This is a genomic window from Peribacillus simplex (assembly GCF_900156045.1).
Classification (GTDB): Bacteria; Bacillota; Bacilli; order Bacillales; family DSM-1321; genus Peribacillus; species Peribacillus simplex_D.
This window is the reverse complement of record NZ_FTMX01000001.1, coordinates 833,853-858,444: the sequence shown is the minus strand read 5'-3', so window position 1 is coordinate 858,444 and position 24,592 is coordinate 833,853. Positions and strand designations below refer to the sequence as shown.

Genomic DNA, 24,592 nt, shown 5'->3' with positions numbered 1-24,592 from the left:
ATTATAATACCGTTCCTTATCAGGAATTTTAATGTCTGTAACTTTCGCTCAAAAAGAAAAAGGGGCATTAAAATAGCCCCTTGGAATCAGATGTTCCTTCTACTCCTTAGTTGAGAAAAACAACACCAACAGTTTACCAAATTAAGACAATTATCCTTTAACAAAATCTTTTAGGAGTTTCGTCTCAAATGGGTCTAAATGTATAGAAGACACATCCATCTTTTTGATTTGAGTAATTACCTTATCTAGGTCGTCATTATTTTCTAACTCTTTCATGTCCATATAAGGTTCTAATTGCCTTAATAAAGAGATTGGTAGTCCAAACTCCTGTAAAGATGATAAGGTTGGGCTGCAAAAAGCAAATTCAATCTGTGAAGCATAAAATTTATAATCTCCAAAAGGCAATCCATTCTGTTTAAATACAGCTTCTTGAATTTGCTGTAAGCCTAAAAGGAGTTTTGGAAATCTGAATTCAAACCAACTCCTACTAATCTTTGTTGCTTTTTGAACAGCTTGGTCAGCAGTTTTAATTTTAATATCGTTCGTCAAGAAAAAATGTATATACTTTGCCATATTTGATTGAACCCGTACATAATTTCTCACATAGAATGCAAGTTGTTTGCCACTATATACCTCATCTTTCGTATGTTTAAAGCGAAGGTAATTAAAGATTAAGGTGCAACACGTTTCCAACTGGTTATATGTCGGATAACTCGTCCATGTTAGTTGGTTTTGATAATAATCTAAATCACCTTGAATTAGCTCAGCTAATTCAACCTGACCTTTAACAGGTATGTTATTATTTTTCTTTATAACTTCAATCTCAAGAACTTTTTGTTCTTTATAGGGCTTTAACTTTTCTATGGATGCCGGCTTTAAATCTCCTTCTTCCACTTGAATCAAAATCTCATCTGATGCCTTATCCTGCGTATACCATGGGATATCGACATTCACATCAATGTCCTTAGGAGGGTTGTAAAATGAGTATACCCGACCTAGAAAATGTTTTTTCATACGACCAGCCCGACCTCGAATGTTCCGGTAGTCAAAAAAGGTAATAGGTTCAATTCCCTTCTTATCTTCAAAAACCACAACATTTTTTGCGGTTGTATTAATTCCTTCTATTAGAGTGCTAGTACAAAATAGGTACTTGATGGTTCCTTTATTAAACTCTTCAACTATATACCTACCAAGATGCCGAGGCATAGCTCCATGGTGAAAAGCCACTCCATGAGACAGGGCACTGATTAATAACCAATCAGGATGGATATTCTTTTTTATCCAGTTTATCGCATCGTTATGGTGCTTATTTTTTGTTAAATAGCTATTTGCCTTTTCTAGGAACTCTTTTACATTTCTTTCAGCGCTTCCAGGCGCCTTGCAATAAACCATGGTTGGCTCATAAAGATTTTTAAGAAGTTCGACAAGTTGTTCCAGTTCACGTTTCTTTTCACGCTTTATAAATATTTCGTCACATGCTACAGTTGTAAAATCGGAAGGAATGAACTTGCAGGCATAATCAACTTCAAAACCCTTTGGTATTGCAGCTATATTCGGACCAAGTAAATAAAATTTATCTGTAGATTTGATTAACCGGTAAAATGCATGGTTTAATACATTCAACCGTTCATCTTCACTTCTGGAACTATCTAGCTTGTAAAATTCGTCGATAATGAAAAAGTCCGCTACTGGCATACCTTCAATCTCTAGAAGACGTTCAGGTGTTAATATGAATATATTGCGTTTACCAAAGCTTTGTTTCGAAGAAAAAATTAATTTATATACGTCTGAATACTTCACCAGTTTCATTCTGGTTTCATCAATTAAAGCAAGTGTAGGTAGAATAATGACAATGTTATAGTATTCTTTTGAAGCCACAATTTCTTCAATCAGCAGACTTTTTCCAAAGCTTGTTGGGGCACTCAAAATAACACTTTGATGGTTTGAAATAACATCATATACCTCTGCTTGCTTTTGGTGCATGACGATATTTGGAATATTTTCCGACCGATAAAACTCATAACGTAATAAGTCTCTTGCTGACATAAATTCTTTGTTTACATCTAAATAAGGGAAATACCCAAGCTTACCCACATAATCATTTAAAATGGGTTCTATTTCCTTCGGTAATTTGTCTATCTTGTCCATCATCCTTAATATAACATCTCTTCCATCACCTTCTTTAGCTTTATTCTGAGTGACGCGGTTAACCCACATAAAGATGGAAAAGCATCGTTCGATAGATAGATTTCCCTGTTCGATTAATTCTATTATTTGCTGATAGTTTAATTCTTCATTTTTCATATCTGCTGCCATACCCTTAATTTTTCATGTAATTTTTCGACTAATGCCTTTTTCTGCGCAAAAGGAAGGATAATTAAAACTAAATCCACATTCTTCGGCAACTCACTACTCCTAAACTTTTTATGATGCTTATTGAGTTCGTCAATTAAATCCATTTTATATTCCTCGCATACTTCTTTATAGGAACTGACAATTTTGCTATCATACGTCAGAAGAACAGGTATTCGAATTCTCTTTATAATCTTATCCAAGCTCGTCCTTGTGTCGATTAGTCGTTTTACATTTCCAGCATGTTCCCAATTAGGGTCAATTTTATTGGATATAAATAAAAATTCGTTACGTAAATAATCCTTATCCATGTGTGCATGAAGTTCTGGTAGAACATCCCTTATCGCCCGTGCCATATTATTGTAAAACTTAACTTCACCTAACCAAAGTTCTAAATCTTTTTCTTGAGTTACAATATGAACAGCATCGAATCCTTTTACAGTTTCATTTGGACCATCTTTATAATACATTTTAGAAATGGCAGGAATGGAATTAAAATAATCTCGCATAATGATATGGAGTAAAATTTCCCCGAACTCACCACGTTTACTATATTTATCTGAAGCGTATACGGCTCTTGCAGCATTTCTCATTTTTCTTTCTGCATTTAAATGAGTGATGGAATGCTTTTCACTTTCTGGTAGTGAAAAGTCCATTAAAGCTGAAAAAATCAAATCAACAAGAGCTTCGTATCTAAATTCTTCAAGTTCATAACCAACAGAAAAACCACGAAAATGCGTTTCTTCAACATATTGTTCAAAAATTAAGTCCGATTCAAAAATTGGCGTTATTGTTTCCATAATAACCCTCCAATATATTTCAAATGGAAAAGATGTGGATTTATCAACTAATATCAAAATTTTAACATAAAAAGTTATATTTTTTCAGTTTTTTAAAAAAATAGTCCTACTACTTTTCTACCTATTTAACAGAAACAAAGGAACCACATCGGTAAAAAAAACAAAATCCTTTAAAAAACAGGATAGCTTAAAAATTATTAGATTATAAAACAAAAGACCGATATCCAAATGATAACGGTCGGTAACAAAGCAAACTCTATCTTATGTTGTTATTTTATATTAAAGTCCAGCTTTTTTTAATTCGATAAGTATAAAACTATATTCTTTAGCTTGTTAATACTCAAGTGTGATAAAATATTGAATTCATCAATAGAAATCTCGTGAGCTATTGGGTTTGACTTCACGATTTAGGATTGGCGTTACAAAATCAGGACAGTTCTGTCATTTGTTTTTTTGTTTAATAGTAAGAATATATGTAAAAAAACAGCCAAATGGCTGTTTTTTCTAGGGTTATACCTAAAGTATTCGATATTAGAGTATTCTAAGTCCAATTCATTATGTTGGCGGGCTTGACCTCAGACGAGAGGTTTTTGATACAGGCAGTAGCGTTGTTCCTTTAAGGGCCCTTTGTTTTCTTTCTGTCCCTAGACCTGGTTCAGCTTCTACATTGGTAAAACTAAATCCAAAGTCTGCAATCATAGATAAACTCATATCAAAATTACCTTGGCTTTTCAATTCTTTATAATCTGAGTAATTAAAATTAATTGGGCTTCTCCCATAAAAATCAACATAGTGATAATATTCCGTCCCTATATATATCCCTTGGGATATCCTTCTTTTTAATAAAATCCCCATATGTTTTATTTCACCATTATCTTCACGCATGCAAATTGGGTGTTCCTCAACTGTATCATCTTCACTAAGTGAAATTTCATGCAATAAAAACATAATATCCCCTTCCTTTCCATCCATTCAATAGATATGTCAAAAGGGATTATATTATTACTCTTATTTAACATGTTACTTTCAAGGAAGATGCCAACAGAATTAACGAACGAATTTACCGAAGAAAAATAAACATGAAGCTACAAAGGTAATAATCTAACGAATTAATAAGAAAGAAGAGCGGGCGCTGCACCCACCCTCTAACTATTTCAATCAATTAAGAAATTTGTATTATTTCCCATCCAGCTGAAAGAAGTGCCTCCTCATGTCCATCAATGGATGATTTTTGAGCGGCTACACACAATAAATGGGATGGTCTTGACATTGCGACGTAGGCATTTTTTGCAGCTGCTTTTTGTCTTACACCTTTTTTTTCCTTTATTTTACCTTTATAGAAATCTATTAAATTACCTACATCATAGGTATAGTGAAAAGTTTCAAAAAATAATGTCCCCGTATGGGTTTCACCTTTAACACCTGCTACTGTATTGATATGAATCTCTAAAGGACTATCTTCTTCGATGTGGTGTGTATAAATATTAGATGACCCATTCTTGGCTTCTTCCTCAGCACTCGTTTCTTCATAGAAAACCTTTAATTTTGAGACATCTTGAATATTAAACAAGCGGCATAATAATTCATTACTAAAATCAATAAATTCTGATTTCACATTCTCTCTTCTTTTCAATTTTAAACACCAGTTATATAAGTTTTCCTCGAACTTCAAAAATAAGGACTCGTCTTCTAAATGCAACTTTTTTAATAAGGTCTTATTAGTATAATAATTGTTCTGGTCCTTTTTAATTCCCAACAACCACAGAATTCTAAGCAACGCGCTAAGTATTGAGTCCTTATATAACTTTACTTCATTAACATCCAAAGAGTCTATATTTTCCATACTAAGATAATCATTTAAGTATTTTAATTTTTTTAAATTATTCCCTGAAGTCTTTTGATTGTAAGTAGGAAAATAACTAGGAATACTTATTTTTCCATTTTTATTTATCTTTGCTATTCTCCCCACTGCCTTAAACACATTTTTTGAATCTCCGTTTAACCCACAATCGATAATTATCTTGGCAAATTGAGGTAACACTGTTTCAATTTCTTTCTCCTCATAAACAATTATCTTAGGCGCTATTTCAGGTGTTTGAAGATTCCCTCTCATTCCTGAAGCAGCAACCTCAAATGGTGCAATAATTTTACTAACAATCTCAGAGTTCCTTTTACTATCTGTTATTCTTAAGGGCTCGTTCCATAAATCCCATGCGATAACTTCTCCATTTTCATAAATAGACTGATTCGGGTCCCCAAACCTTTGTATAATAACTCTTTCCTTATCAAACAATTTATTCAATAATTCACACTGAAATTGGGATGTATCTTGCATTTCATCGATAAATAAAAATGAGAATCTTTCAGAAAATAATTCATTAAGCTGATTTCCACATTTATTTAGATACTTGTAAGCTAACCAATATGCATCTTCATAACATAGAATTCCTTTCTTCATGATTCCTTTTTTCAATTTTGTTAAGGCAAGTGAAGTTGGGTTCTTAGTCTTATAAAGCGGCTTACCTGTTTTATCGCACAAAGAATCATCATTAAAATTAAATCTCATATTCATAAGTGATTCATAAAGCATCTCAGAGTCATCTTTATATTTTTTCCGTAGACCAATTTTTATATTATTATTTATCAAAAAGAAGTCTCTAACAATTTCACGATTATATATTTCGTCGTTAATTGATACGATATTCTTTCCAAATATGTTACGGTAAAAAGGAGTTGTTAAGAATTGATTAACAAAGGATTGTATTGTTCCAAAGAAATTCGGATACTCAAATAACTTTTTACTCTTTTCACCTAACCTTTCTTTAATTTCATCAATAGCAACATTTGTATGTGTTAACACGCAAATACCCTTGTTATTTGAAAAAGGTAGATGTTTTTCAATAATTGATAGTTTTGCTAATAATGTTGTGGTTTTTCCACTACCGGGACAAGCAACAATATCTCTTGAGTCCATGCATTTTAAAATTTGTTTTTTCTCATCAGTGAATCTCTCTCCAGAAGGTAAAAAGTATTTTTCTACCTTAGAAATGTCACCCTCATTTATTGAAATCAACTACCATCACCTAACTTCGCTGCATATTTAATTGCGTCAACTAAATACTTTAGATTTGAATCCCGCTCGAATATTTCCCTAATTTCCTTCTCCTTTAGTTCGCAAAGGATATTTGCAAAGCACTGAGCAACAATTGCCTTAGATATTTTTTTAACAAGCATATAATTGTTGTATATTAGAAATGCGATTTCTTCGTTTGTTTTATTTTCTGTTTCCCATTTGGTTAATTCGGCTAAAACAAATGCATTGCCTTGTTCAATCTTTTTATCGGTTAATCCGATTACTTCACTATTTTCAATATACTCTGCATATTTTACTGCTTTAAAGAATTGTTCTTTTAATTCACTAGCTGCGATGCAGAATTCTAAAGTCCAACTATCAGACACAAAACATTTAACATCTTGTTTCGTATATAGCTTTTCTTTTCTACTCTTTTCAAAAACTTTATATTCTTCATAACTTACTTCTTTATCTGCTAAGGTATATTTAGTACCAAAAGGTTTCACATCTACATCCGTAATACATGCTACTGAAACTCCTAAACTCTCCTGTTCATTTTTTCTATTGAAAATATTTGAGTATCTCAAAAACCCTGTACTCCCAACATTAATGACCGATATACCATATTTAGACAATGGAATTCCCATTATTCTTGCAATAGTAGGAATTAGAATATTTTCAGCATCTCCCTCAACCATAATAATTCCATTGGCGAAGAACAGATTTGACCTCGTTACATCTAAGAACCTTTGAAGAAAAGAATAATCTCCTTTGCGAAGTTCAGTAAAGTCTGATGACATATTAAATACTCCATTGTTTTTACATATATTAATATTTTCGATATTCACTTTTGAAGCAAGGATTGGGCTATGTGTCGATAAAATCATCTGAATTTGTGAATCATTACACACTTTTTCAAGGTATTCGATTAATAAAGTCTGAGATTGAGGATGTAAATGTGCTTCAATCTCTTCAATTAGGGCAAGTTTAAGACCTGTAAAATTATCTCTCTTCAACAATAATAATTCAGTTGCAATAAACAATAGATTTTGTGACCCTAATCCGGCTTTGTTATTAAAAAGCTGTAGACTTAATTTTTCTAAAATAGATTTTAATTTAGTATCTGCAATGCTGAATTTAGACTTCAAGAGATTTCCTTCTCTTGAGAAACTATCTAAATATGAATTTAGTTCTTCTAATAATTCCTTGCCCGAACTATCTTCAATTGGACCTCCATCCAAATCAACACCTTGAAAATAATTACCGATAGATTTATTTGCTTCCTGTATAATATTTAACAACTCGTGGCTTTCTTCATTACTAAAAGCATCATGATTGTATAATATTTGAGATAAACGAGAATTCCTTCTAGGACTTAGCTCACTCTCTGAATCCCTTAACGGTTTTAAAAAAGTTGTTCTCAAGAGTTCACGAGCTTTCCCATCTATTTGAGAGCCTTCAACATGAGAACCAGCTTTCAAATCATAAAAGACACTTTTTCCATCTCTTTTTGCAACCAAAAAAATTTTTAAATAGTAGCAAATGTTCCTATCTTCGTCTTCATAAAAACTTAACCATTCTAAGAAGTTTTTGGCTTCCTCTTTAGAAAACCCCTTAAAAATACATTCAATTCTAAATTCTGTTGACCTTTCTCTTTCTTCTTTTTCAGGTTCTAAATAAAAGTCTTCCACCTGTGGTCTGCTAAACTCATTGCTATGTGTATTTAACACTAATTTTATCGCACTTATCAGAGCTGTTTTTCCCGCATCATTTTCCCCAACCAATAAATTAAGTTGTGGGTTTAATGATAACGAAATGCCCGGTAAAGTTGAGCCAGCTTCATCCGTCCTAGTGCCATACTTTCGAAAATTCCATAAATTCAATTCTGATAAGTACATTTACTTACTTCCTTTCATAACCTTTTTATCAACTATTATTACATATAGTATAAATATACCATTAAATTTAAATGTTGGTACAATAATTAAAACCTACTCTTAATATCTAAAATTCTGTATATATAAGGTAAAGCTACTTCCAATAATACAATGTGAAGAACTATCAAATTAATATTTTCTGAATTTATTAGTAGAGAAAGAAAATGACATTGCAAATGGATTTTTTGTTTCTAGGTTAAGGAGACAGCCATTTTGAAAGAACTCTATTAGCAGGAAAAAGAGCTGCCGCAGTAACTCCTACCGTTTGTAACAAGTTTTAATAAAAGGCGATTTTTAAAGTAAAGGTTGATTTACATAGTAGACAAGATATAAACTCAAAAGATGATGGTCAGATATGGAAATATTTGTTAGTGCGTGTGATATTGTGAAGTTTTCTACTTATTCTAACGGAGCAGGTTAGTTCATTAAAGTTATGGAATGGTTTGTTACTAGTACATTTATTCCCCCGAAAAAATTCAACGCTATGCACTTATTTATAATTAATTCCAAAACACTTTAAATTAATATCTTTTTTTATTTTTAAATATTGTAACTTTTTGGATTCTTATTCGATTAATAATTGAACACAAAAAAGGAGGGGTATTTTTGCTTGATAAAGATAATTTAGACGAGAGTATCGAGATAATCTACAACAAGTATTATCGAGATGTTTATAAGTTCTTGATTTGTTTTACTGGGAACCAAAACGATGCTGAAGATTTAACCCAAGATGTTTTTATACGGTTACTACAATCTCAATCTAAATTTAACAAGCAATGTACATTAAAAACGTGGATTCTTTCCATAGCCAAACACGCTGCAATTGACCACCACAGGAAAAAAAGATTTTCTGCTGTATTTAAAGATAGCTTTTTTAAACAACTTGTTTCAAATAGGAAAATTCCAGATGAGATTCTACAAGATAATGAACGTACAAAAGTATTGCAAGCTGCTATACAGTCATTAAAACCTACGTATAGAAGTATTGTCATTCTAAGGGGAATAAATGAATTTTCCATTAAGGAAACCTCAACAATATTGCAATGTAACGAAGCAAAAGTCAAAGTCGATTACCATAGAGCATTAAAAGTATTAAGAAAGAAACTTAATCTTTCAATAGAGGAGGTTTTTGAGAATGCAAAATGATAATGAAATTTTTGAAGAGATTAAACGCTCAACGAATTTAAATCCAAGAACAGAGTTTGTGAATGATACAAGACACTTATTAGTTAAAAAGGCTAACCATATAAGGAAAGTAAGTAAAATTAAGAAGCTTTCTTATTATTGGTCTGTAGTTATTGCAACAGTGGCGCTAACTGCCTGGACTTTCCTTTTTGGGGGGAATCAGCACATTATAAAGTCTTACCAAACTGTAATGTCTGCCATTCCTAAAAATAATGAGGAAAGCATGACTGCTTCAACTAATAATCCTTCTGTATTTATTTACCACACCCATACCACGGAATCCTTTACACCGTTACTTGAAAATAAAAACCTAGATGAAGCATACGATGAGAATAAAAATATTACGATGGTAGGTGCAGAACTAACTAGTGAATTAAGGAAAAAAAATATTAATGTATCGCACAGCACCACGGATTTTGACAAAATAGTTCGTGACCGTGATTTAGATTACTCAAACATATATGATATGTCAGGGAAAGAAGTACAAACTGTTCTTGATAAAAATAAGAATTTAAAATTAATTATAGATATTCACAGAGATACTCAACTAAAAGATGCTACAACCGTTAGAATAAATGGAAAAGATGTAGCCAGTGTGTCATTTGTTGTCTCGGAAAACAGTCCTAATTTTAAAGAAAACCGAAAAATCGCAAATCTCTTTCATCAAAAGTTAGAAAAGAAGTATCCTGGACTTTCTAGAGGAGTCTTACTGAAAACATCACAAACTAAAAATCCTTATAAACAAAACTTTTATAACCATGACTTATTTCCGAACTCACTCCTTCTTCAAATTGGAGGGGTAGAAAATACAATTGACGAAGAAAATAGGAGCGTTGAATTATTAGCAGAAATTATAGATGAACTACTAATTGAAATTGATTAATAAAAATTAAGCATCCTCTACCTCATAAATCACAAAAATTATTATCATTTACAACTCACTATAAGTCTTTAGAACTAATAAGTGCTTTACTTCAATGTGGAGTGAAGCCTTTTTTATGCTGAAAGGGTAATCTCTTCGAACATATTGTTTGATAAAAGGAAGGCAAAACTTGACGCGTTTGGGATAGGTATATCTTTAGAAACCTTATTGGAAAAATACTAATTAAAAGCTATATCAAAAAGGCGCATACAATCTGTATGTGCCTTTTGCGGCTCCAAACTATCTAAATCAAATATTCTTTGTATCGATGCGTGGCGAGCTTTTAAAACAGTTTTCCTTCCTCTGATTTCTTACAATATTTGTCCTAAATCTCAAGCTCTCTGTTGACTTACACTTTTCATTATCATTTCTTAATGACTTATAGCTACTGATATATCGCAAGTTACAAGTTTTTTTATTACTAAATATGCTGTCTCAATTATCACTTATGATGTCCTCCGACACTGGAGATGGCGCCCTGGGCGTCCCTTGTATGCATGGTTGTAAGTATCAAATGACCGGTCAATGCGGCACGCACTGCGATTTTAGCGGTTTCTGCATCTCTGACTTCCCCAACCATGATCACGTCAGGGTCATGCCTCAGAACAGCTTTTAGTCCGACAGAATACGTAATGCCCGCCTTTTCATTGATTTGGACTTGCAATACCTTTTCGGATACATTTTCAATTGGATCTTCAAGTGTAATAATATTTCGATTGATCATCTCTTGGGCATGGTGAAGCAGGGAATATAGTGTAGTGGTTTTTCCACTGCCAGTCGGACCGGTAAATATGAGCATGCCATGGGAATGCTTAAGGAGTGCAATCAATTTTTGAACGGTGCTTGGAAATAAGGATAACTGTTCTAGAGGAAGGATATTCTGTTGGGGTATTAAGCGGATGACCAAGCTTTCGAGATGGGCAGTGGGTAAAGTGGAAAGGCGGAGTCCGACCACCTGGTTAGCCAAATTGATGGTGATGGCACCACTCTGGGGCCTCCTTTTCTCCCCTATATCCATCGAGGCTAGGAACTTCAAATGAGCGATCAGCCTCTCAGCTTCAAAGAATGATAATGTTTCCCTTGGAACAAGCTTATTATCTATCCTGAATTGGATGAGAGGTCCCTCCCTGCGAAAAAAAATGTGGATATCAGATGCCGATTCCTGTACAGCACGGGTCAGTATTTTTTCTGCGGTCTTTTCAATCGATATCAATTCATTCATCACCTCCTATGTTCTTGTTGTATGGATTCGACAATCCACGACAAATTCCTGCTTCAAGAAAAAAAATTCTCGAAAAAACTTCGAGAATCATCTCACATGCTCATTTTCAAATTAAGCCTTTGGGAAACCAAATTTCTTAATGCGTCTACATTATGACCAATCACCAGTTTTTGCCCCTCTATGAGAATGGGCCTTCTTAATAACTTCGGTTCTTTTGTTAATAATTGGATTGCATCAGAAAGCATCATTTCGTCAATATTAACTTGTAAGTCTTTGTATGCTTCACTTCTTGTCGCTAAGACTTCATCAAGCCCTTCCGATGTCAATTCAAGAATTCTTTTTAACTCCGCTACAGTTGGAGTCTCTCTGAATAAATGTCGCTCATCGAAGGAAACTTGATTTGCCCTTAACCATTTTTTTGTTTTGCGGCAAGATGTACAACTTGGATACGAAAAGAAAGTTAACTGTGCCATACTAATCACTCCCCGTTCACAATTTGTATACATTAATAATCCATGTAATGATTGTATAACATTTGTACAATTATTGTATAGATATCTGCTTATCAATCCGCTTTATTTGTGAACATTTTTTAAACTAAAGGGAGTTTGCCCTTTCTCTTATTCCATTTTTTTCTGTCTGCATTATAATGGACATAGTTAAACTATGGAAACAGGGGGATGTAATGGAACAAACGTTAAAAATAACAAATGTGTTAGCTGATCCCACCAGATATTATATATATCAGCATATTGTGAACAAGCATGGTGATGTATCGGTACAGCAGATCGCCGATTCTTTTAATATCCATCCAAATGTTGCCCGTCTGCATTTGTCAAAACTTGAGGATATCGATATGTTGACCTCGGATGCCCGAAAGACCGGGAAAGGCGGTCGTCCCAGCAGACTTTATCGATTATCTGATAAAGTCATTCAGCTTCATTTTCCATATAGGAACTATCAGCTGCTTTCAAGGATTGCCATCCAGACGATGATGACATTAGGGGAACAAGGAAAACAGGCACTTTATGAAACGGGAAAAGTATTCGGGGAGGAATTGATCGATCAGCAACTAGCCCTGAATTCGACATCGATCGATCGACTTGGTTTTGGGGAAAAGGTCGACTTGCTTAAAAATGCGGCTACCATCGCAGGGTTATCCCCTGAAATACAAGCAAGCGAAGAAGAAAATAAAATATACTTCCGTATTTTCAATTGCCCGTTTAAGGAAGTTGCTGAAGTGGAGCCAAGAACAATTTGCTCCATGCACAATTCATTTTTAGAAGGTATGTTCGAAGCCTTGTTTGAGAATGTCGATATTGTGGAATTAGAAAATATGATGTCCAATTGTGCAACATGCTCATACCAGGCTTCGGTTCTCACATAGAAACAAAAGGCATCCTTTACATTACCTTACAATTTCATTTATAATTATTTAGAATGTACACGACTAGACATAAGGAGGGATTCGGGTGGAACGCATGTTCAGAGTATGTGGATTTTGGACAGGAATTATGGCAATTTTCTTTTATCTTGGCCACATGCATCAAACGTCTTTGCTTTTCTTTGCACAAACGATCTTTTTTGTACTTTTAAGTTATTTGAAATTATCTGAGCGCATGTATATCTATGTTTTCGGCGCCTATCTTACCGTTTTCTTTGCAGGATTTTCCTACTGGAGCGTATTCATGATGACTCCGGGTACTGCGCATTAAGAACAAGCAATATTACATAACCCATGAATTTTGATTCATGGGTTTTTACTTGTCACCATTCAGGAAAGATCCTCACATCTTCTGCTAAATTCTTTGATTGGAGCAACACTTTGAAATGTTCACTAAATCCCCCTGGAACGATTAGCCCCCGAATTGCCCGATTACGCTTTGCCGTTTTCGAGAATGGATCAGTTCCTTGATGGTCCTTCAATTCCTCCAGTATCCCTGCTTTAAGCAAGAATTCATTTTGAAGAAATAGCCCCTGATTGGAAAGTTCCTTTCTTTTTCCCATCTCGATTAATGTGTCAAAATGGATATGTGTCGTCAAATCCATATCACCAGGATACATAAGCGCATCTTTAATCATTTGATGCTGATAATAGCCCCTCAAGCTTCCTAGAAGATGAGCTGGCTCCTTCCATTCCCTATCGGTATAGCCATAATCAATCGTAAGGAGAATACCCGATTCGATACAGGAAACGATCTTCTCATATTCACGGACCATTTTTAGAGGTACTTCATATCGCTGTCTTTCATTTAAGGTGATAGTTCGTTCTGTAAGGTAAGATAGAATGTCAGGGTTGTCCAAAGGTTCCCTCACTTCTACCAAATCGCCTTCCTTTTCAGTGACGAATACCTCTACAAGGGCTCCCTTATCCTTTTCAATAACATGTACAGGCAACGCGTCGAAAAGTTCATTTGAAAAGACGATTCCATTTACATTCGTCCATTTTTCTAAACTGGCGGCAGAAACTGCCTGTTTGAACATCCCTATACGTTCTTGCTGAACCTTTCTATGAAATGGACTGCCATCCACAAGGATATAAGTCAGAGAGTCCCATATCTGCGGTTCCATTTCTTTTATGAAAACAAGGATGTCATAAGCCAACTTACCGTCCCCTGCGCCGACCTCGATGATTCTTGGTGAAACTCCGCACCTTTTTATCAAATAAACGAACCACCTGGCCAGTGATCTCCCGAATGCATCCCCAACATTGCCAGACGTATAAAAATCCCCTCTTGGACCAATTTTCTCTTTTGCGCGTGCATAGTAGCCTATATTTGGCGTATATAAAACAGCATCCATATAGTCATGAAAGGAAATCCTTTTTTGGGGGCTTCCTGCAATCAATTCCTTCAAGTGATTTTTCAACACAACAGCCTCCGTCTCCATCATCTTTCATCATATTGAAAATTAAACTTTCCTTTTTCTTAATAAAACACATAAATAAGTTTTTTTATCGACAATCATACTCGAAAACAAATTTAAGGTTCACAAAATGTTCAATTTTTCATCTCACGAGTGACACCATAAAAAATGAATGCTTCCAGCAAATATGCATCTTAATTCAGGGCAGAATCAGAAGAGTCATCCACACTAGGAAGACCACAGAAATTTCTTTAAGCCTTTTACGTTTTTATCTTCAGTATAGTTGCGGAAATGACCCCTTTCAATATTTTCACATTATAAAAATGCTAAAAATAAAACAGGTGCCATATGGCACCTGCAAGTCATTATCTCAAAAAGGGATTAGTATTCTTTTCATCCAAAATGGTCGTGACAGGCCCATGACCAGGAAAAACGATAGCATCATCAGAAAGTGTCAGCAGCTTCGTTTCAATGCTATTTAACAGCACTGCCTCGCTTCCCCCTATTAAATCGGTCCTGCCAACGCTTCCTTGGAACAAGACGTCACCTGAAAAGAGGAAACGTTCTTCCTTCACATAATACGAAACGCTCCCTGGTGAGTGTCCGGGAGTTTCGAATACTTCGAAAGTGAATCCTCCAATAGTGAGTTCCTGCTCATTTGCCAGGATGTGATCGGCAGGCTTCATTCGCATCGGATTTTCAGGGAACCAGTTTTGGGAACCATTCAACGCGGGATCAAGCAGCCATTTGGCCTCTTTTTCATGAATATATGCAGGTATCCCATAATGATCCCGAATAGCATCAAGAGCACCGATATGGTCAAAATGTGCATGTGTCAATAAAATCGCCAAAGGCTTTAAATTTTTTGTTTGTATGTACTGTATGATTTTCTGTGGCTCTTCACCCGGATCGAAAATGATGCAATCCTGTCCATCGGAAACTACATAACAATTCGTTTGCAGCGGGCCTAGAGGAATTTGTTTCCATTTCATTTCCATCAACTCCAATTATGATTTTCTATCTTCATCTTACACTAATTATGCTGCTAATGTTAATCCAGTTTACTCAAGTCATAGAAGTGTCACCTATTAAACCTCGACAAATAATTGAAAAAATATTAAGATATTAACAAATGCAATCTTTTCTACATATTTTTGGTAGTTGCTTTATTCTCTGGGTATATTATTAGGGATTAGGTACTCATTACGTAAAAAGGGGGTTTTGACATGATATTAATGGTTGTTTTCGGACTTGTGGCTATATTAGGAGTGGCAGCTGTGTTTACCTCATTAAAAAAGAGAAACTTCTTAGGATTCATTTTTGCAGCCGGCAGTGCAGTCGTGTTTGGCTGGTTCACTGTCATGACTATCATCAACAGCGGTTTTCCTGTTGCCCATTGAAGAAAAAAGCTCGCCATCCGGCGAGCTTTTGTTTTAGGTCATCATGTTTGTTTGAACAATCTTTGTATTTGATGGGTTTTCATATCAATGATTTTCTCAAATTGATATCCATATAAGCAGAAGTTGCCATCAAGCGAACAGCTTAATGGTTCATTTTCCATGTCCTTCATCAATTCTTCTTGTGTGCCTTTTTCCCAATTTAATTTAGTTAAGGTAAACCTTCCCTCATATTGGTCCGCATCTTTTGATTCATTAGGAATGAACGTTATGAATTCCTTGTTTTTTTCAATGAAATCATAGGATGGAATCACCCAATCTGAAAAGCTTTTCAATAGCGGCACGGAAAAAGAGTGGATCGGCTTGTTTGTTGAATCATAAAATGCATATGTACCCCGATCTTGTTTTTCTGTCTCCACTTGAATCGTCATCAGCGCTTGTTTCATTTTTTTAAAGTGAATGACATCGAGCATAAGACTGTCCGCTCCATCCCCATTCAGCGCTTTTCTTTCCAGGGGAGCCGTCAAAGCAGGTTCTTCCTTGTCCCAATCCAGAAACATCAATTCATTTTCACTTGCCCATTGAGCAAAGGGCTGCGGAAAGTCCAGAGTTTCCATAGTTTGTTCATCTGGGTTTAACACATAACTGCTGTAAGTCCAATCTTCATAAAAGCTCGATACAAACAACTGGCCATCTTTAAATGAATTCCACTCATAAGCTAATTCATAGGCCGGGATCGCCACGGAATACAATGGATTTCCCGTTTTATCGAGTATTGTGATGGATGCTTTATCCGAAGAAGTGAAGGACGATAACAAAATATGCGTACCAGACGGACTGATCGATACTTCAGAAAACGCAAAAGCCGGCTGATAGAAAACGGAAGTTTCATTCGTTTCCAAATTCCATGCCATCAACTGGGATAATTCATTACCATCCCGCTTCACAGAATATAAAATGGTTTTAGAATCCAGCCATCCAAAAATGGCTTCGATTTTTTCCGTTTCTGCAGTCGGGATCTTTAAATTGCTTACTGAAGTTTCCAGGTTTGATTGGGAATGTTCTTTTTCCGTATCATTTACGGGTTTACTAAGGTCCTTGGAAGGCTCACAAGCCGAGATAAGAAGGATAGTGGAGATAAATAATGGGACGAAACACAACATCTTACAAATGGAAAGCCGCATACAAAGTGCTGCTTTGGATACTTTAATCTCCACACACCTCCCACTTTAAAACTAAAACGCCTGGCATATGTGAGCGAGACATTAGAAAGAGAGTAAGGACTGACCAATCGAATCCTTACTCTCTTTCATTATAAAGTAAAAAAGAGAAAATGTGGCGGATAATGATCTTATATTTTTTTGGAAGTATATTCCTTATGGGAGCATCACATATATAGGCCTGCCATCAGAATCTTGACAGAATCTTCGTATATACCAGGCAAATGGGATAGCGGAAGCGGATTGATGCCCTTTCCCAGCTCGATTGTGAATCCGCCGCGTTTAAATTCCTGAATGAACCAATCTTTATACCCGGCATGACTGTCAACATATTGTACGGCCCGATATCCGCTGCGCTCCTCAAACTCCCTCGCAACATTCGCTGCCTGTTCAGGTTCATGGCCCTCATATCCCCAATAGAATTCTTTCCCCTGGGTGTGAAGTGCAAGCACTCTTTCAAAATTCCGCCTTATTGCCAGCTCCTTCATGGCCATTGCTTCTGGTTCTGATAACGGGGTATCTCCTGGAAAATCCCTCGGTGCAGGGGCTTTTGGAATCTTTCTGCGCTTTTCAATCTCCCAATTGGCAGGATATTGATTATTCAGGTCCACACCGCGGATATTGGCTTTCCAAGCATAAAAAGCAGGATTTCCATTATTTATTTTTAAAACATCAACCTTCCCCTCTGCCGCCTCCTCCCCCTTTAGGACAAGCTCGACTCCATCCGGATTCACCATTGGAACCATCGAAATGGTCATATCCCGATAGAAGGGCATACAATCCATTCCACATAGTGTACGATCATTCGTTACTGCCAGCAGAAGATCATTCAGCCATTTCATCAATACCGCCGTAGTGATCCATTCATTAGCATGGAATGAACCGTTATAATGTATGACCCTTTCACCTTGACCGATTTTTACCTCAAGTAGTTCTTTTCCCAACACACTCCTCCCGATCGATTCAACCTTAATAAAGGGGTAATGAAAAGATAGAATATCAAGATCGTCAAGAAGTGATTGATATTCATAAGGCTTGTCGGTGACAATCATGGGATTCATCACCCGGACGGGTACGGAAAAAGGTTTTTGTCCATCTTGATTCAATAAGGATATCCCATCGATGGGCAGGTGATATTGTAAAGCGATTTCGGCAAAATCGATATCTAACCGGGACTCTTCCTGAACAATATACCCAGGTATTTGTACTTCCATGCCATTTGGCAAAACCCCGCCGGTAATGGCGGGATTGGCATCCTCAATCAAAACCCGGGGAATTTGGAACAATTGACTGTAATATGCCAAATCATCCCCGCTTCTGCTCACAACTTTCATTCAGCCTCCGCCCCTTTCATTGTTTTATCTTTATGAAGCGAAAAACAGAAAGATGTTCAGGAAGTCTCATGTGTTTCATAAATTGTAATGCTACTGATTTCCTGAAAAAACAAAAAAACCTGGATTGCGCCAGGTTTCCTTTTTCAATGTTGCTCATAAAATCGGAGCAAGTCCCCATAAATGATTTTGTCGGAGTACTCAAGCTCCTGCTTTGCCTTATCCAAATACTTTTCACATGAATCCTTTGCAGTCGCCGCTCCGGTCTTTTTATCATAACAGGTATCCATCGTATAGAGATAATCCTTTGTGATGAAACTGCTATCGCGAAGAACGGTGAATTCTAATTTCTCTTCAGAAAAAAGATCTTTGCCGAATTCGATATAATCATCATTTTCAATCCCCAATAAATGAAGGAGAGTCGGCCTTACATCAATTTGGCCGGAAACGGTGGAAATCGTTTTCCCCTCCTGCCCAGGGATATGTATGATGAGCGGAACACGCTGAAGTTGGATGGATTCAAAAGGCGTGATTTCCTTCCCAAGGAACTGACTCATGGCAGAGTTGTGATTTTCCGAAATTCCATAATGGTCACCATATAGTATAATAATTGAGTCCTCATATAATCCATCACGTTTCAAATCACCGATAAATTGTTCCAAGGCTTCGTCTGTATAACGTACGGTCGGAAAATACTGATTCAATGTTTTGGAATTCGAAGCGTACGGTTCCAATGTACGGTCCTGTTCATTCAAAGTGAATGGAAAATGATTGGTTAACGTTATGAACTTGGCATAAAAAGGCTCAGGCAACCGCTTCAAGTGAGAGATTGATTGCTTGAAGAACGATTTATCATTCAAACCCCAATTGATGGAATTCCCTTCAGAGACTTTGTATTCATCACTATCATAAAACCGTTGATACCCGAGAGAGCCGTACATTATGTCACGATTCCAAAAGCTTTTATTATTGGCATGGAAGGAAGACGTATTGTAACCTTTTTCGGTTAAGATTTCGGGGGTGGCTTTGTATTCATTTTGGGCATGAGTGAAAAATACTGCCCCCCTACCTAAAGGATAGAGGGAATTCTCAATAATGAATTCTGAATCGGATGTTTTCCCCTGGCCAGTTTGGTGATAAAAGTTATTGAAATAATAGCTCTCTTTAATGAATTGGTTCAGAAAAGGAGTGATTTCTTCACCGTTGACCGTTTTATTGATGACAAAGCTTTGAGTGGATTCCAATGATACAAGGATCACATTTTTACCTTTTGCCAGACCATAAAGATCATCATTAACCTTTTTATGATTGGCACGGACATAATTTTCAATTTCCGACAATTCACTGCCATCCGCAAGGGCCCGTTGAGCTGATGATTTCGTCTGTAATATTGCATCATAAAGGTGATAATGATACGTACCGATATTCTTAACGAGGATTTCGCGGTCAAACGTTCTTGTCAGTAGTTCAGGACGCGCCGCTTCAGCTAAAGCCAAGTTGAAAAATGTCACTCCCAAAGCCATTAACAAAAAGAATTTACGGTCCTGGGGATTGTATCGACATTCTTGGAATGTTTTTGGTTTGTATTTCAGCAGAAGCATCAAGACCAGAATATCGGCAAAATATAAAAGGTCACTCGGATTGATCAATTCATGTACACTGCTTCCAAGATCGCTCATATTGCTCGTTTGAAAAAGAACGGGAATGGTTAAAAAGTCATTGAAAAAGCGAAAAAAAACAAGGTTGGCAAAAAGGACGAAGGTGATGAAAAAACTCATGATCAATAGGTATGCTGTCCTTCTATTTTCTTTTAAAAATATATTCACGCCAAGAGTAAGCAAAAGGAAACTGACAGGATTGATGAATAGTATGAACTCCTGGATCCAATTATCAATATCTATCTCAAAACTTGTTTTATAAGCAATATATGTTTTAAGCCAAAGTGAAATCAATACGACCCAAAACAATGAATATCCCTGTCTTTTGAAGACCCTAATCAATCCTGGTCCCTCCTCATCGAAAAAGCGCTGGAGCCATGATGCAGAGCGCCTCAATCATGGTTCATGGTTCCTCCCCCTATGCAAAAACAGAACGATTGCCCCCCCTCAAAAAGAGGCTATTTTTTTGAATATTCCATCTTTTTCTTATAACCCTGTTTGCCACAGGGCAGCAAGGGATCACGTATTCAGTTGGCTTTTAATGAGCCAGGCTGCACCTATTACCCCTGCATCATTGCCTAGTGTGGCCAGGCTGATTTTCGTTGATTTACTAACCCGTTTGAATGCATACTTCCCGAAGGCAGAACGGACAGTTTCAAGCAAAATGTCTCCCGCTTGCGAAACGCCCCCACCAATGACGATTTTATCTGGATTCATGACATTTCCAACATGTGATAATGCAAGCCCCAAATAATTGCCTACCTTATTTACCACAGATTTGGACAAAGGATCACCTGCTGCAGCGCATTGAAATAACAGTTTGGAAGTAACAGCATTTCCCTCTTCGACTTTCTGCTGAAGCATTGACTGTTCATCGGCGGTATTCAAGGCCTCTATAGCCATACGGACGATTCCCGTTGCCGAAGCAACCGTTTCCAAACAACCAGTCTTACCGCAATTGCATGGTGCCCCTCCATCCGTTACGACCGTTATATGCCCTATTTCTCCAGCAGCCCCACTGGTACCATGGACGATTTGCCCATTATGGATGATCCCGCCGCCTACACCCGTTCCTAGAGTTACACAAACGAGGTCTTTGGCACCATTACCGGCACCTTTCCACATTTCTCCCAAAGCTGCCATATTGGCATCATTATCGATTACAGCCGGAAGAGATGTCTCCACCTCCAATAAATCTTTTAAAGGATAGTCCTTCCAGCCTAGATTGACGGCTTCATATATGGAACCGTTAACAAATTTCACAGGCCCGGGAGCACCCATTCCTATCCCTACTATCTTACTCTTCGGTTCATTAAGTTCCACGAGCTTCGCATCAATTGCTTTGGCTATGTTAATCGTAATGAATTTTCCCTTTTCGGAGATGTCCGTGCTGATTTCCCATTTATGAATTATCTCTCCGTATAAATTGATCAGAGCCAGTTTGGTAGTTGTACCGCCTAAATCCACACCCATCAGCCACTTTTCCATCATTCTCACCTTTTTTATCAATTTTTTTTCTGTTTTTCCCTTTCAAGAGACAATTGCTGCCTAATTAAAAGGATCGCCATTTGATAATCTTTCGTATCCATCATCTGCATACGGTGGATTTCCCTTATTTCGGCTTCCATCAGTTCAAGCTCGGCTAAGCGATCACCAATATAGATAAATGTACCAAATCTTTTCAAGTATTGTTGTAGATCATAATATGTTTTCATCGTAAACCTCTTTACTCTTTTCTATAGGAAAGTATATCGAATCAGCCTCTTTGTAACAAGCGCCCATTTCCCCTTTGATAATTTCCCCCATCCCCCCTCATACATGTCCAATTGTATTCATATGATGAAATATCAAGAATGTGGACTCTTTCGATTTGATGTAACAACTTAATGCTTTAATGCATTCATCACGCGTGAAAACGGAGGGGAAAAATGAAAGTACAATTGAAGTATACCGTCTTTTTGGTTTTAACCACCATTTTTGTCATCCTTTATTTATCAAATCATAAACAGACAGAGGAAACCATCATTTTTTTTCCCATCGATTCCTCGCTCCATTTTGATCATGCCTCCACCCACCTGACACCGAAGGGTACCGGGGATTCCACCTATACCATCACTTGGAGGGTGGAGTCTTCTTTGGACCAGCCTGCTTACTTACGTCAGGACGTATCGCTTTTATACAAAAATGGAAAATTGGCAGGAGCTTTAAAAAATTGGCGCCAAAATAAACAAGAACTCTCTCAAAAAGCGAAATCTAAAGAATCCGAGAGCGGGCGTTATGAAGCGGTAACGTTTCATTATGCCGAGGTTCATCCGAGTGACACAATTTTCACCAGTGCCCAGCAGCTCAGTAAAGATAAACTTTATACAGTAACGACACCGGTTTTTCAATTTTTCCACCGTCCGCTTTCAGAAGAACAGGTTCAGTGGAAAAAAACGCTGGACGGCTTGACGGACCAAACGATTCGAAATGGTTTGGAGAAAGCTGGTCAAGCTTTTCAGGTTAATCTGGAACAGTACAATATCATCTCTTTAACAGATCTGCCCTCAAAGAAAAATCAATGGCTTGCTGCATTCCCCCAATTCAAACGGGAGGAAATTGTGGGAAAACTATGGGAAGGACTTTACAAAAATTATGTGTTGGGAATAAAAAAGGAGGATGGATCCACTGTGAGTCCACAAAGTAGCACCACCCCCCTATTGCTTATGGCGAAGAATCAAAGTGAAATACTTGTCTTGTTTACCCTGAAAGACGGTACCCCAATCATGCTGCGTCAAAAGTTATAGTTGCCTTTCAATTTCTGCCAGCAGTTTAGTATATGACTTATTATCCGGGGCAAGCTCAATGGCCTTATCAGCTTGCTCCTTAGCCTGATCGAATGATTCGAGATTCAAGTAGACTAAGGCAAGATTGTAATGGGCTTCATGCAAATCCGGATTACTATCAATCGCTTTTTCATAATAATCCCTAGCTTTGAGTATGTCCTTTTTATCAAAAGATAAATTTCCCAGCATAAAAAGCGATAGCGGTGCTTCAGGATTTGCATCGACATATTTGAATAGCATCTCTTCCGCTTTGTCCTCTTCGTCATCATCTATATACTTTTGGGCCAGCATGGCCATGGTATTATCATCTATAGCTGCACTTTCCTGATGATTGTAACCAAATTGCAGCAGGGCATAGGTTAGTATTACCGTCCCAATCAGAAAAGCCAGCTGTCGAAAGATATTCTTGGATTTTGGCAGATGGACCACTCCAGCAGCCAAGAACCCTCCAATCAAACCTCCGATATGCCCTGCATTATCGATTCCCGAAACGGTGAAACCATATATCAAGTTAATGATGATCAACACGATCACCGATGAGCCCATCGAGCGCATGAATAATTTTGGATAGACGATGCCAAAGTACAGAAGTGCCCCAAAACAGCCAAAAATGGCTCCGCTCGCTCCTGCGGAAAGATTAGGGGTCATGATGAAGCTGCCTAGAGTTCCAGCGAAACCAGCGAATATATAGATGATAAGGAACCTGGCATTACCGTAAATCCTTTCAACTTCAGCACCGATCAAATACAATGAAAATGTATTCATAAGTAAATGAATGAACCCAATATGGACGATCATCGGTGTAAAGAACCGCCACCATTCCCCTTGTATGATATAAGGGGAAAATTTAGCGCCAAACTCGATCAAAGTTTTGGAATTGGTGCTGCCCCCATTAAACTCCATCAAGATGAACACAGCTAATTGTATCGCCATGAATATATATGTAAAGAATGGCTTATTGGCATTTTGAAATACTTTCTGCTCTGCCTTAGCCTTTTTGACTGACTCCGAGATGGCGGCCTTCTTTACTGCGAGAACCTTTTCCTCATCTATTTCATTTTCTTCAAGAACTTGAATTGAAAGTGGCTTTTTCAAAACATGTTCAAGGTTTTGCAACGAATCATGAAAGTTTTCGCACGTTAGAAGAAATGTGTTAACATTCGTTTTTTTAAAGGAAGCCATCCGTGAACTAAAGTCATGATCATCCACCGGGGCGAATTTACTAACATAGATACTTAATATGTTTATGGGTTTTTTGTATAATCTCCTTCTGATCCTTTCCCCATTCTGCAATGTCCGTTCAATGTCGCGTTTCAGCCAATTAGCCCAATCCAAATCATGTCGAATGAGTCTTATGACTGGAAACGCCTTATCCTTATCGCTCTCAAGCCAAATCTCCTGATGGTTTTCCGTGACAGTGATCATTCGATAATCATAATGGGCAGTCAATTCCCTTATGGTTTCCCAAAACAAATAATCCTCTTTAAATCCCAATGCCTTCCCCACTTTCCAATGAAACTTAAGCTTCTAAAATTCCTGTTTCTTTAATTAAAACTATAGACGAAATCATGTAAAAAGTAAAAAAGGAGACTGTTTAAAATTCACCCTATCCTTATAAATAAAGGCTCTTTTCGTAAAAATTGTTGTTTTTAAAAACTAAACGATTTAAGGTTGATTGGAGCGCAAGTGCGAGACTCCTGCGGGAGCAGCGGGACAGGTGAGGCCCCACAGGCGTTTACGCCGAGGAGGCTCACCGCCCGCCCGCGGAAAGCGAGCATCTGGAGGGGAAATCAACCACACCGCTT

The 24,592-nt window shown here is 37.0% G+C and carries 20 protein-coding genes and 1 pseudogene; 6 read left to right on the top strand and 15 right to left on the bottom strand.

Annotated features, from left to right (window positions below; all coding sequences use genetic code 11):
- Window positions 1–150: 150 nt before the first annotated feature.
- The 5 genes from BW986_RS04100 to BW986_RS04080 form a co-directional block, all read right to left on the bottom strand.
- Window positions 151–2,316, bottom strand: a complete 2,166-nt coding sequence (locus BW986_RS04100) for a helicase-related protein (RefSeq protein ID WP_076365337.1) — start codon at window positions 2,314–2,316, stop codon at window positions 151–153.
- Complete coding sequence (locus BW986_RS04095) at window positions 2,301–3,152, bottom strand: HamA C-terminal domain-containing protein (protein ID WP_076365335.1); 852 nt, start codon at window positions 3,150–3,152, stop codon at window positions 2,301–2,303. The genes BW986_RS04100 and BW986_RS04095 overlap by 16 nt, the downstream gene beginning before the upstream one ends.
- 555 nt (window positions 3,153–3,707) lie before the next feature.
- Window positions 3,708–4,100 carry a hypothetical protein gene (locus tag BW986_RS04090; RefSeq protein ID WP_076365333.1) on the bottom strand — a complete coding sequence of 131 codons (393 nt, stop codon included), beginning with the start codon at window positions 4,098–4,100 and terminating at the stop codon, window positions 3,708–3,710.
- A 214-nt stretch (window positions 4,101–4,314) separates the two neighbouring features.
- Window positions 4,315–6,225: a UvrD-helicase domain-containing protein gene (locus tag BW986_RS04085; protein ID WP_076365331.1), complete on the bottom strand. Its 1,911-nt coding sequence runs from the start codon at window positions 6,223–6,225 to the stop codon at window positions 4,315–4,317.
- Window positions 6,222–8,123 (bottom strand): ATP-dependent nuclease, encoded by a 1,902-nt coding sequence (locus BW986_RS04080; RefSeq protein ID WP_076365329.1) that lies wholly within the window; start codon window positions 8,121–8,123, stop codon window positions 6,222–6,224. The genes BW986_RS04085 and BW986_RS04080 overlap by 4 nt, the downstream gene beginning before the upstream one ends.
- A gap of 645 nt (window positions 8,124–8,768) precedes the next feature.
- On the opposite strand from BW986_RS04080, the gene BW986_RS04075 reads away from it, so the two are divergent.
- Window positions 8,769–9,308: an RNA polymerase sigma factor gene (locus BW986_RS04075; RefSeq protein WP_076365327.1), complete on the top strand. Its 540-nt coding sequence runs from the start codon at window positions 8,769–8,771 to the stop codon at window positions 9,306–9,308.
- Window positions 9,298–10,230, top strand: a complete 933-nt coding sequence (spoIIP, locus tag BW986_RS04070) for a stage II sporulation protein P (RefSeq protein ID WP_076365325.1) — start codon at window positions 9,298–9,300, stop codon at window positions 10,228–10,230. The genes BW986_RS04075 and spoIIP overlap by 11 nt, the downstream gene beginning before the upstream one ends.
- A 508-nt stretch (window positions 10,231–10,738) precedes the next feature.
- On the opposite strand, the pseudogene comGA reads toward spoIIP, so the two are convergent.
- Together comGA and BW986_RS04060 are read right to left on the bottom strand one after the other, a co-directional pair.
- Window positions 10,739–11,482, bottom strand: a pseudogene (comGA, locus tag BW986_RS04065) (competence type IV pilus ATPase ComGA); the annotation flags it as partial.
- Between the two features lie 101 nt (window positions 11,483–11,583).
- Window positions 11,584–11,964, bottom strand: a complete 381-nt coding sequence (locus BW986_RS04060) for a Spx/MgsR family RNA polymerase-binding regulatory protein (RefSeq protein WP_076365321.1) — start codon at window positions 11,962–11,964, stop codon at window positions 11,584–11,586.
- A gap of 212 nt (window positions 11,965–12,176) precedes the next feature.
- Here BW986_RS04060 and BW986_RS04055 point away from each other — a divergent pair, with 212 nt between their 5' ends.
- Window positions 12,177–12,878: a helix-turn-helix transcriptional regulator gene (locus BW986_RS04055; protein ID WP_076365319.1), complete on the top strand. Its 702-nt coding sequence runs from the start codon at window positions 12,177–12,179 to the stop codon at window positions 12,876–12,878.
- 85 nt (window positions 12,879–12,963) lie between these two features.
- Complete coding sequence (locus BW986_RS04050) at window positions 12,964–13,206, top strand: DUF2626 domain-containing protein (protein WP_076365317.1); 243 nt, start codon at window positions 12,964–12,966, stop codon at window positions 13,204–13,206.
- Window positions 13,207–13,258: 52 nt separating this feature from the next.
- Here BW986_RS04050 and BW986_RS04045 read toward each other — a convergent pair whose 3' ends face one another.
- Window positions 13,259–14,359: a class I SAM-dependent methyltransferase gene (locus tag BW986_RS04045; protein WP_076366303.1), complete on the bottom strand. Its 1,101-nt coding sequence runs from the start codon at window positions 14,357–14,359 to the stop codon at window positions 13,259–13,261.
- Window positions 14,360–14,721: 362 nt separating this feature from the next.
- Window positions 14,722–15,348, bottom strand: a complete 627-nt coding sequence (locus tag BW986_RS04040; RefSeq protein WP_076365315.1) for an MBL fold metallo-hydrolase — start codon at window positions 15,346–15,348, stop codon at window positions 14,722–14,724.
- Window positions 15,349–15,582: 234 nt separating this feature from the next.
- On the opposite strand from BW986_RS04040, the gene BW986_RS04035 reads away from it, so the two are divergent.
- The gene (locus BW986_RS04035) at window positions 15,583–15,756 is read left to right on the top strand and encodes a DUF2759 domain-containing protein (RefSeq protein ID WP_064505148.1); all 174 of its coding nucleotides are present in this window, start codon (window positions 15,583–15,585) and stop codon (window positions 15,754–15,756) included.
- A 41-nt stretch (window positions 15,757–15,797) separates the two neighbouring features.
- Here BW986_RS04035 and BW986_RS04030 read toward each other — a convergent pair whose 3' ends face one another.
- The 5 genes from BW986_RS04030 to BW986_RS04010 form a co-directional block, all read right to left on the bottom strand.
- A complete protein-coding gene (locus BW986_RS04030) occupies window positions 15,798–16,970 on the bottom strand; it encodes a YqgU-like beta propeller domain-containing protein (RefSeq protein WP_076365313.1) in 1,173 nt (390 codons plus the stop codon).
- Window positions 16,971–17,140: 170 nt separating this feature from the next.
- Window positions 17,141–18,307, bottom strand: a complete 1,167-nt coding sequence (locus tag BW986_RS04025) for a M14 family metallopeptidase (RefSeq protein WP_076365311.1) — start codon at window positions 18,305–18,307, stop codon at window positions 17,141–17,143.
- A 143-nt stretch (window positions 18,308–18,450) separates the two neighbouring features.
- Window positions 18,451–20,301, bottom strand: coding sequence for an LTA synthase family protein (locus tag BW986_RS04020; protein WP_076366301.1), 1,851 nt, complete (start codon window positions 20,299–20,301; stop codon window positions 18,451–18,453).
- A 180-nt stretch (window positions 20,302–20,481) separates the two neighbouring features.
- Entirely contained in the window at window positions 20,482–21,453 is a 972-nt protein-coding gene (locus tag BW986_RS04015; protein WP_076365309.1) for an ROK family glucokinase, read from the bottom strand.
- A 14-nt stretch (window positions 21,454–21,467) separates the two neighbouring features.
- Window positions 21,468–21,677, bottom strand: a complete 210-nt coding sequence (locus BW986_RS04010) for a YqgQ family protein (RefSeq protein ID WP_076365307.1) — start codon at window positions 21,675–21,677, stop codon at window positions 21,468–21,470.
- 213 nt (window positions 21,678–21,890) lie between these two features.
- Between BW986_RS04010 and BW986_RS04005 the strand changes: the two genes are divergently transcribed.
- A complete protein-coding gene (locus tag BW986_RS04005) occupies window positions 21,891–22,748 on the top strand; it encodes a hypothetical protein (RefSeq protein ID WP_081395489.1) in 858 nt (285 codons plus the stop codon).
- On the opposite strand, the gene BW986_RS04000 is transcribed toward BW986_RS04005, so the two are convergent.
- On the bottom strand, window positions 22,743–24,281 hold the full coding sequence (locus BW986_RS04000) for a rhomboid family intramembrane serine protease (RefSeq protein ID WP_076365305.1): 1,539 nt from the start codon (window positions 24,279–24,281) through the stop codon (window positions 22,743–22,745). The two genes, BW986_RS04005 and BW986_RS04000, sit on opposite strands and share 6 nt — an antisense overlap.
- Between the last annotated feature and the right edge of the window lie 311 nt (window positions 24,282–24,592).

Bases quoted from the DNA above. Each gene is read 5' to 3' on its own strand.
- BW986_RS04100 (WP_076365337.1), bottom strand. From the start codon at position 2,316: ATGGCAGCAGATATGAAAAATGAAGAATTAAACTATCAGCAAATAATA.
- BW986_RS04095 (WP_076365335.1), bottom strand. From the start codon at position 3,152: ATGGAAACAATAACGCCAATTTTTGAATCGGACTTAATTTTTGAACAA.
- BW986_RS04090 (WP_076365333.1), bottom strand. From the start codon at position 4,100: ATGTTTTTATTGCATGAAATTTCACTTAGTGAAGATGATACAGTTGAG.
- BW986_RS04080 (WP_076365329.1), bottom strand. From the start codon at position 8,123: ATGTACTTATCAGAATTGAATTTATGGAATTTTCGAAAGTATGGCACT.
- spoIIP (WP_076365325.1), top strand. From the start codon at position 9,298: ATGCAAAATGATAATGAAATTTTTGAAGAGATTAAACGCTCAACGAAT.
- BW986_RS04060 (WP_076365321.1), bottom strand. From the start codon at position 11,964: ATGGCACAGTTAACTTTCTTTTCGTATCCAAGTTGTACATCTTGCCGC.
- BW986_RS04055 (WP_076365319.1), top strand. From the start codon at position 12,177: ATGGAACAAACGTTAAAAATAACAAATGTGTTAGCTGATCCCACCAGA.
- BW986_RS04040 (WP_076365315.1), bottom strand. From the start codon at position 15,348: ATGAAATGGAAACAAATTCCTCTAGGCCCGCTGCAAACGAATTGTTAT.
- BW986_RS04035 (WP_064505148.1), top strand. From the start codon at position 15,583: ATGATATTAATGGTTGTTTTCGGACTTGTGGCTATATTAGGAGTGGCA.
- BW986_RS04025 (WP_076365311.1), bottom strand. From the start codon at position 18,307: ATGAAAGTTGTGAGCAGAAGCGGGGATGATTTGGCATATTACAGTCAA.
- BW986_RS04015 (WP_076365309.1), bottom strand. From the start codon at position 21,453: ATGATGGAAAAGTGGCTGATGGGTGTGGATTTAGGCGGTACAACTACC.
- BW986_RS04010 (WP_076365307.1), bottom strand. From the start codon at position 21,677: ATGAAAACATATTATGATCTACAACAATACTTGAAAAGATTTGGTACA.
- BW986_RS04005 (WP_081395489.1), top strand. From the start codon at position 21,891: ATGAAAGTACAATTGAAGTATACCGTCTTTTTGGTTTTAACCACCATT.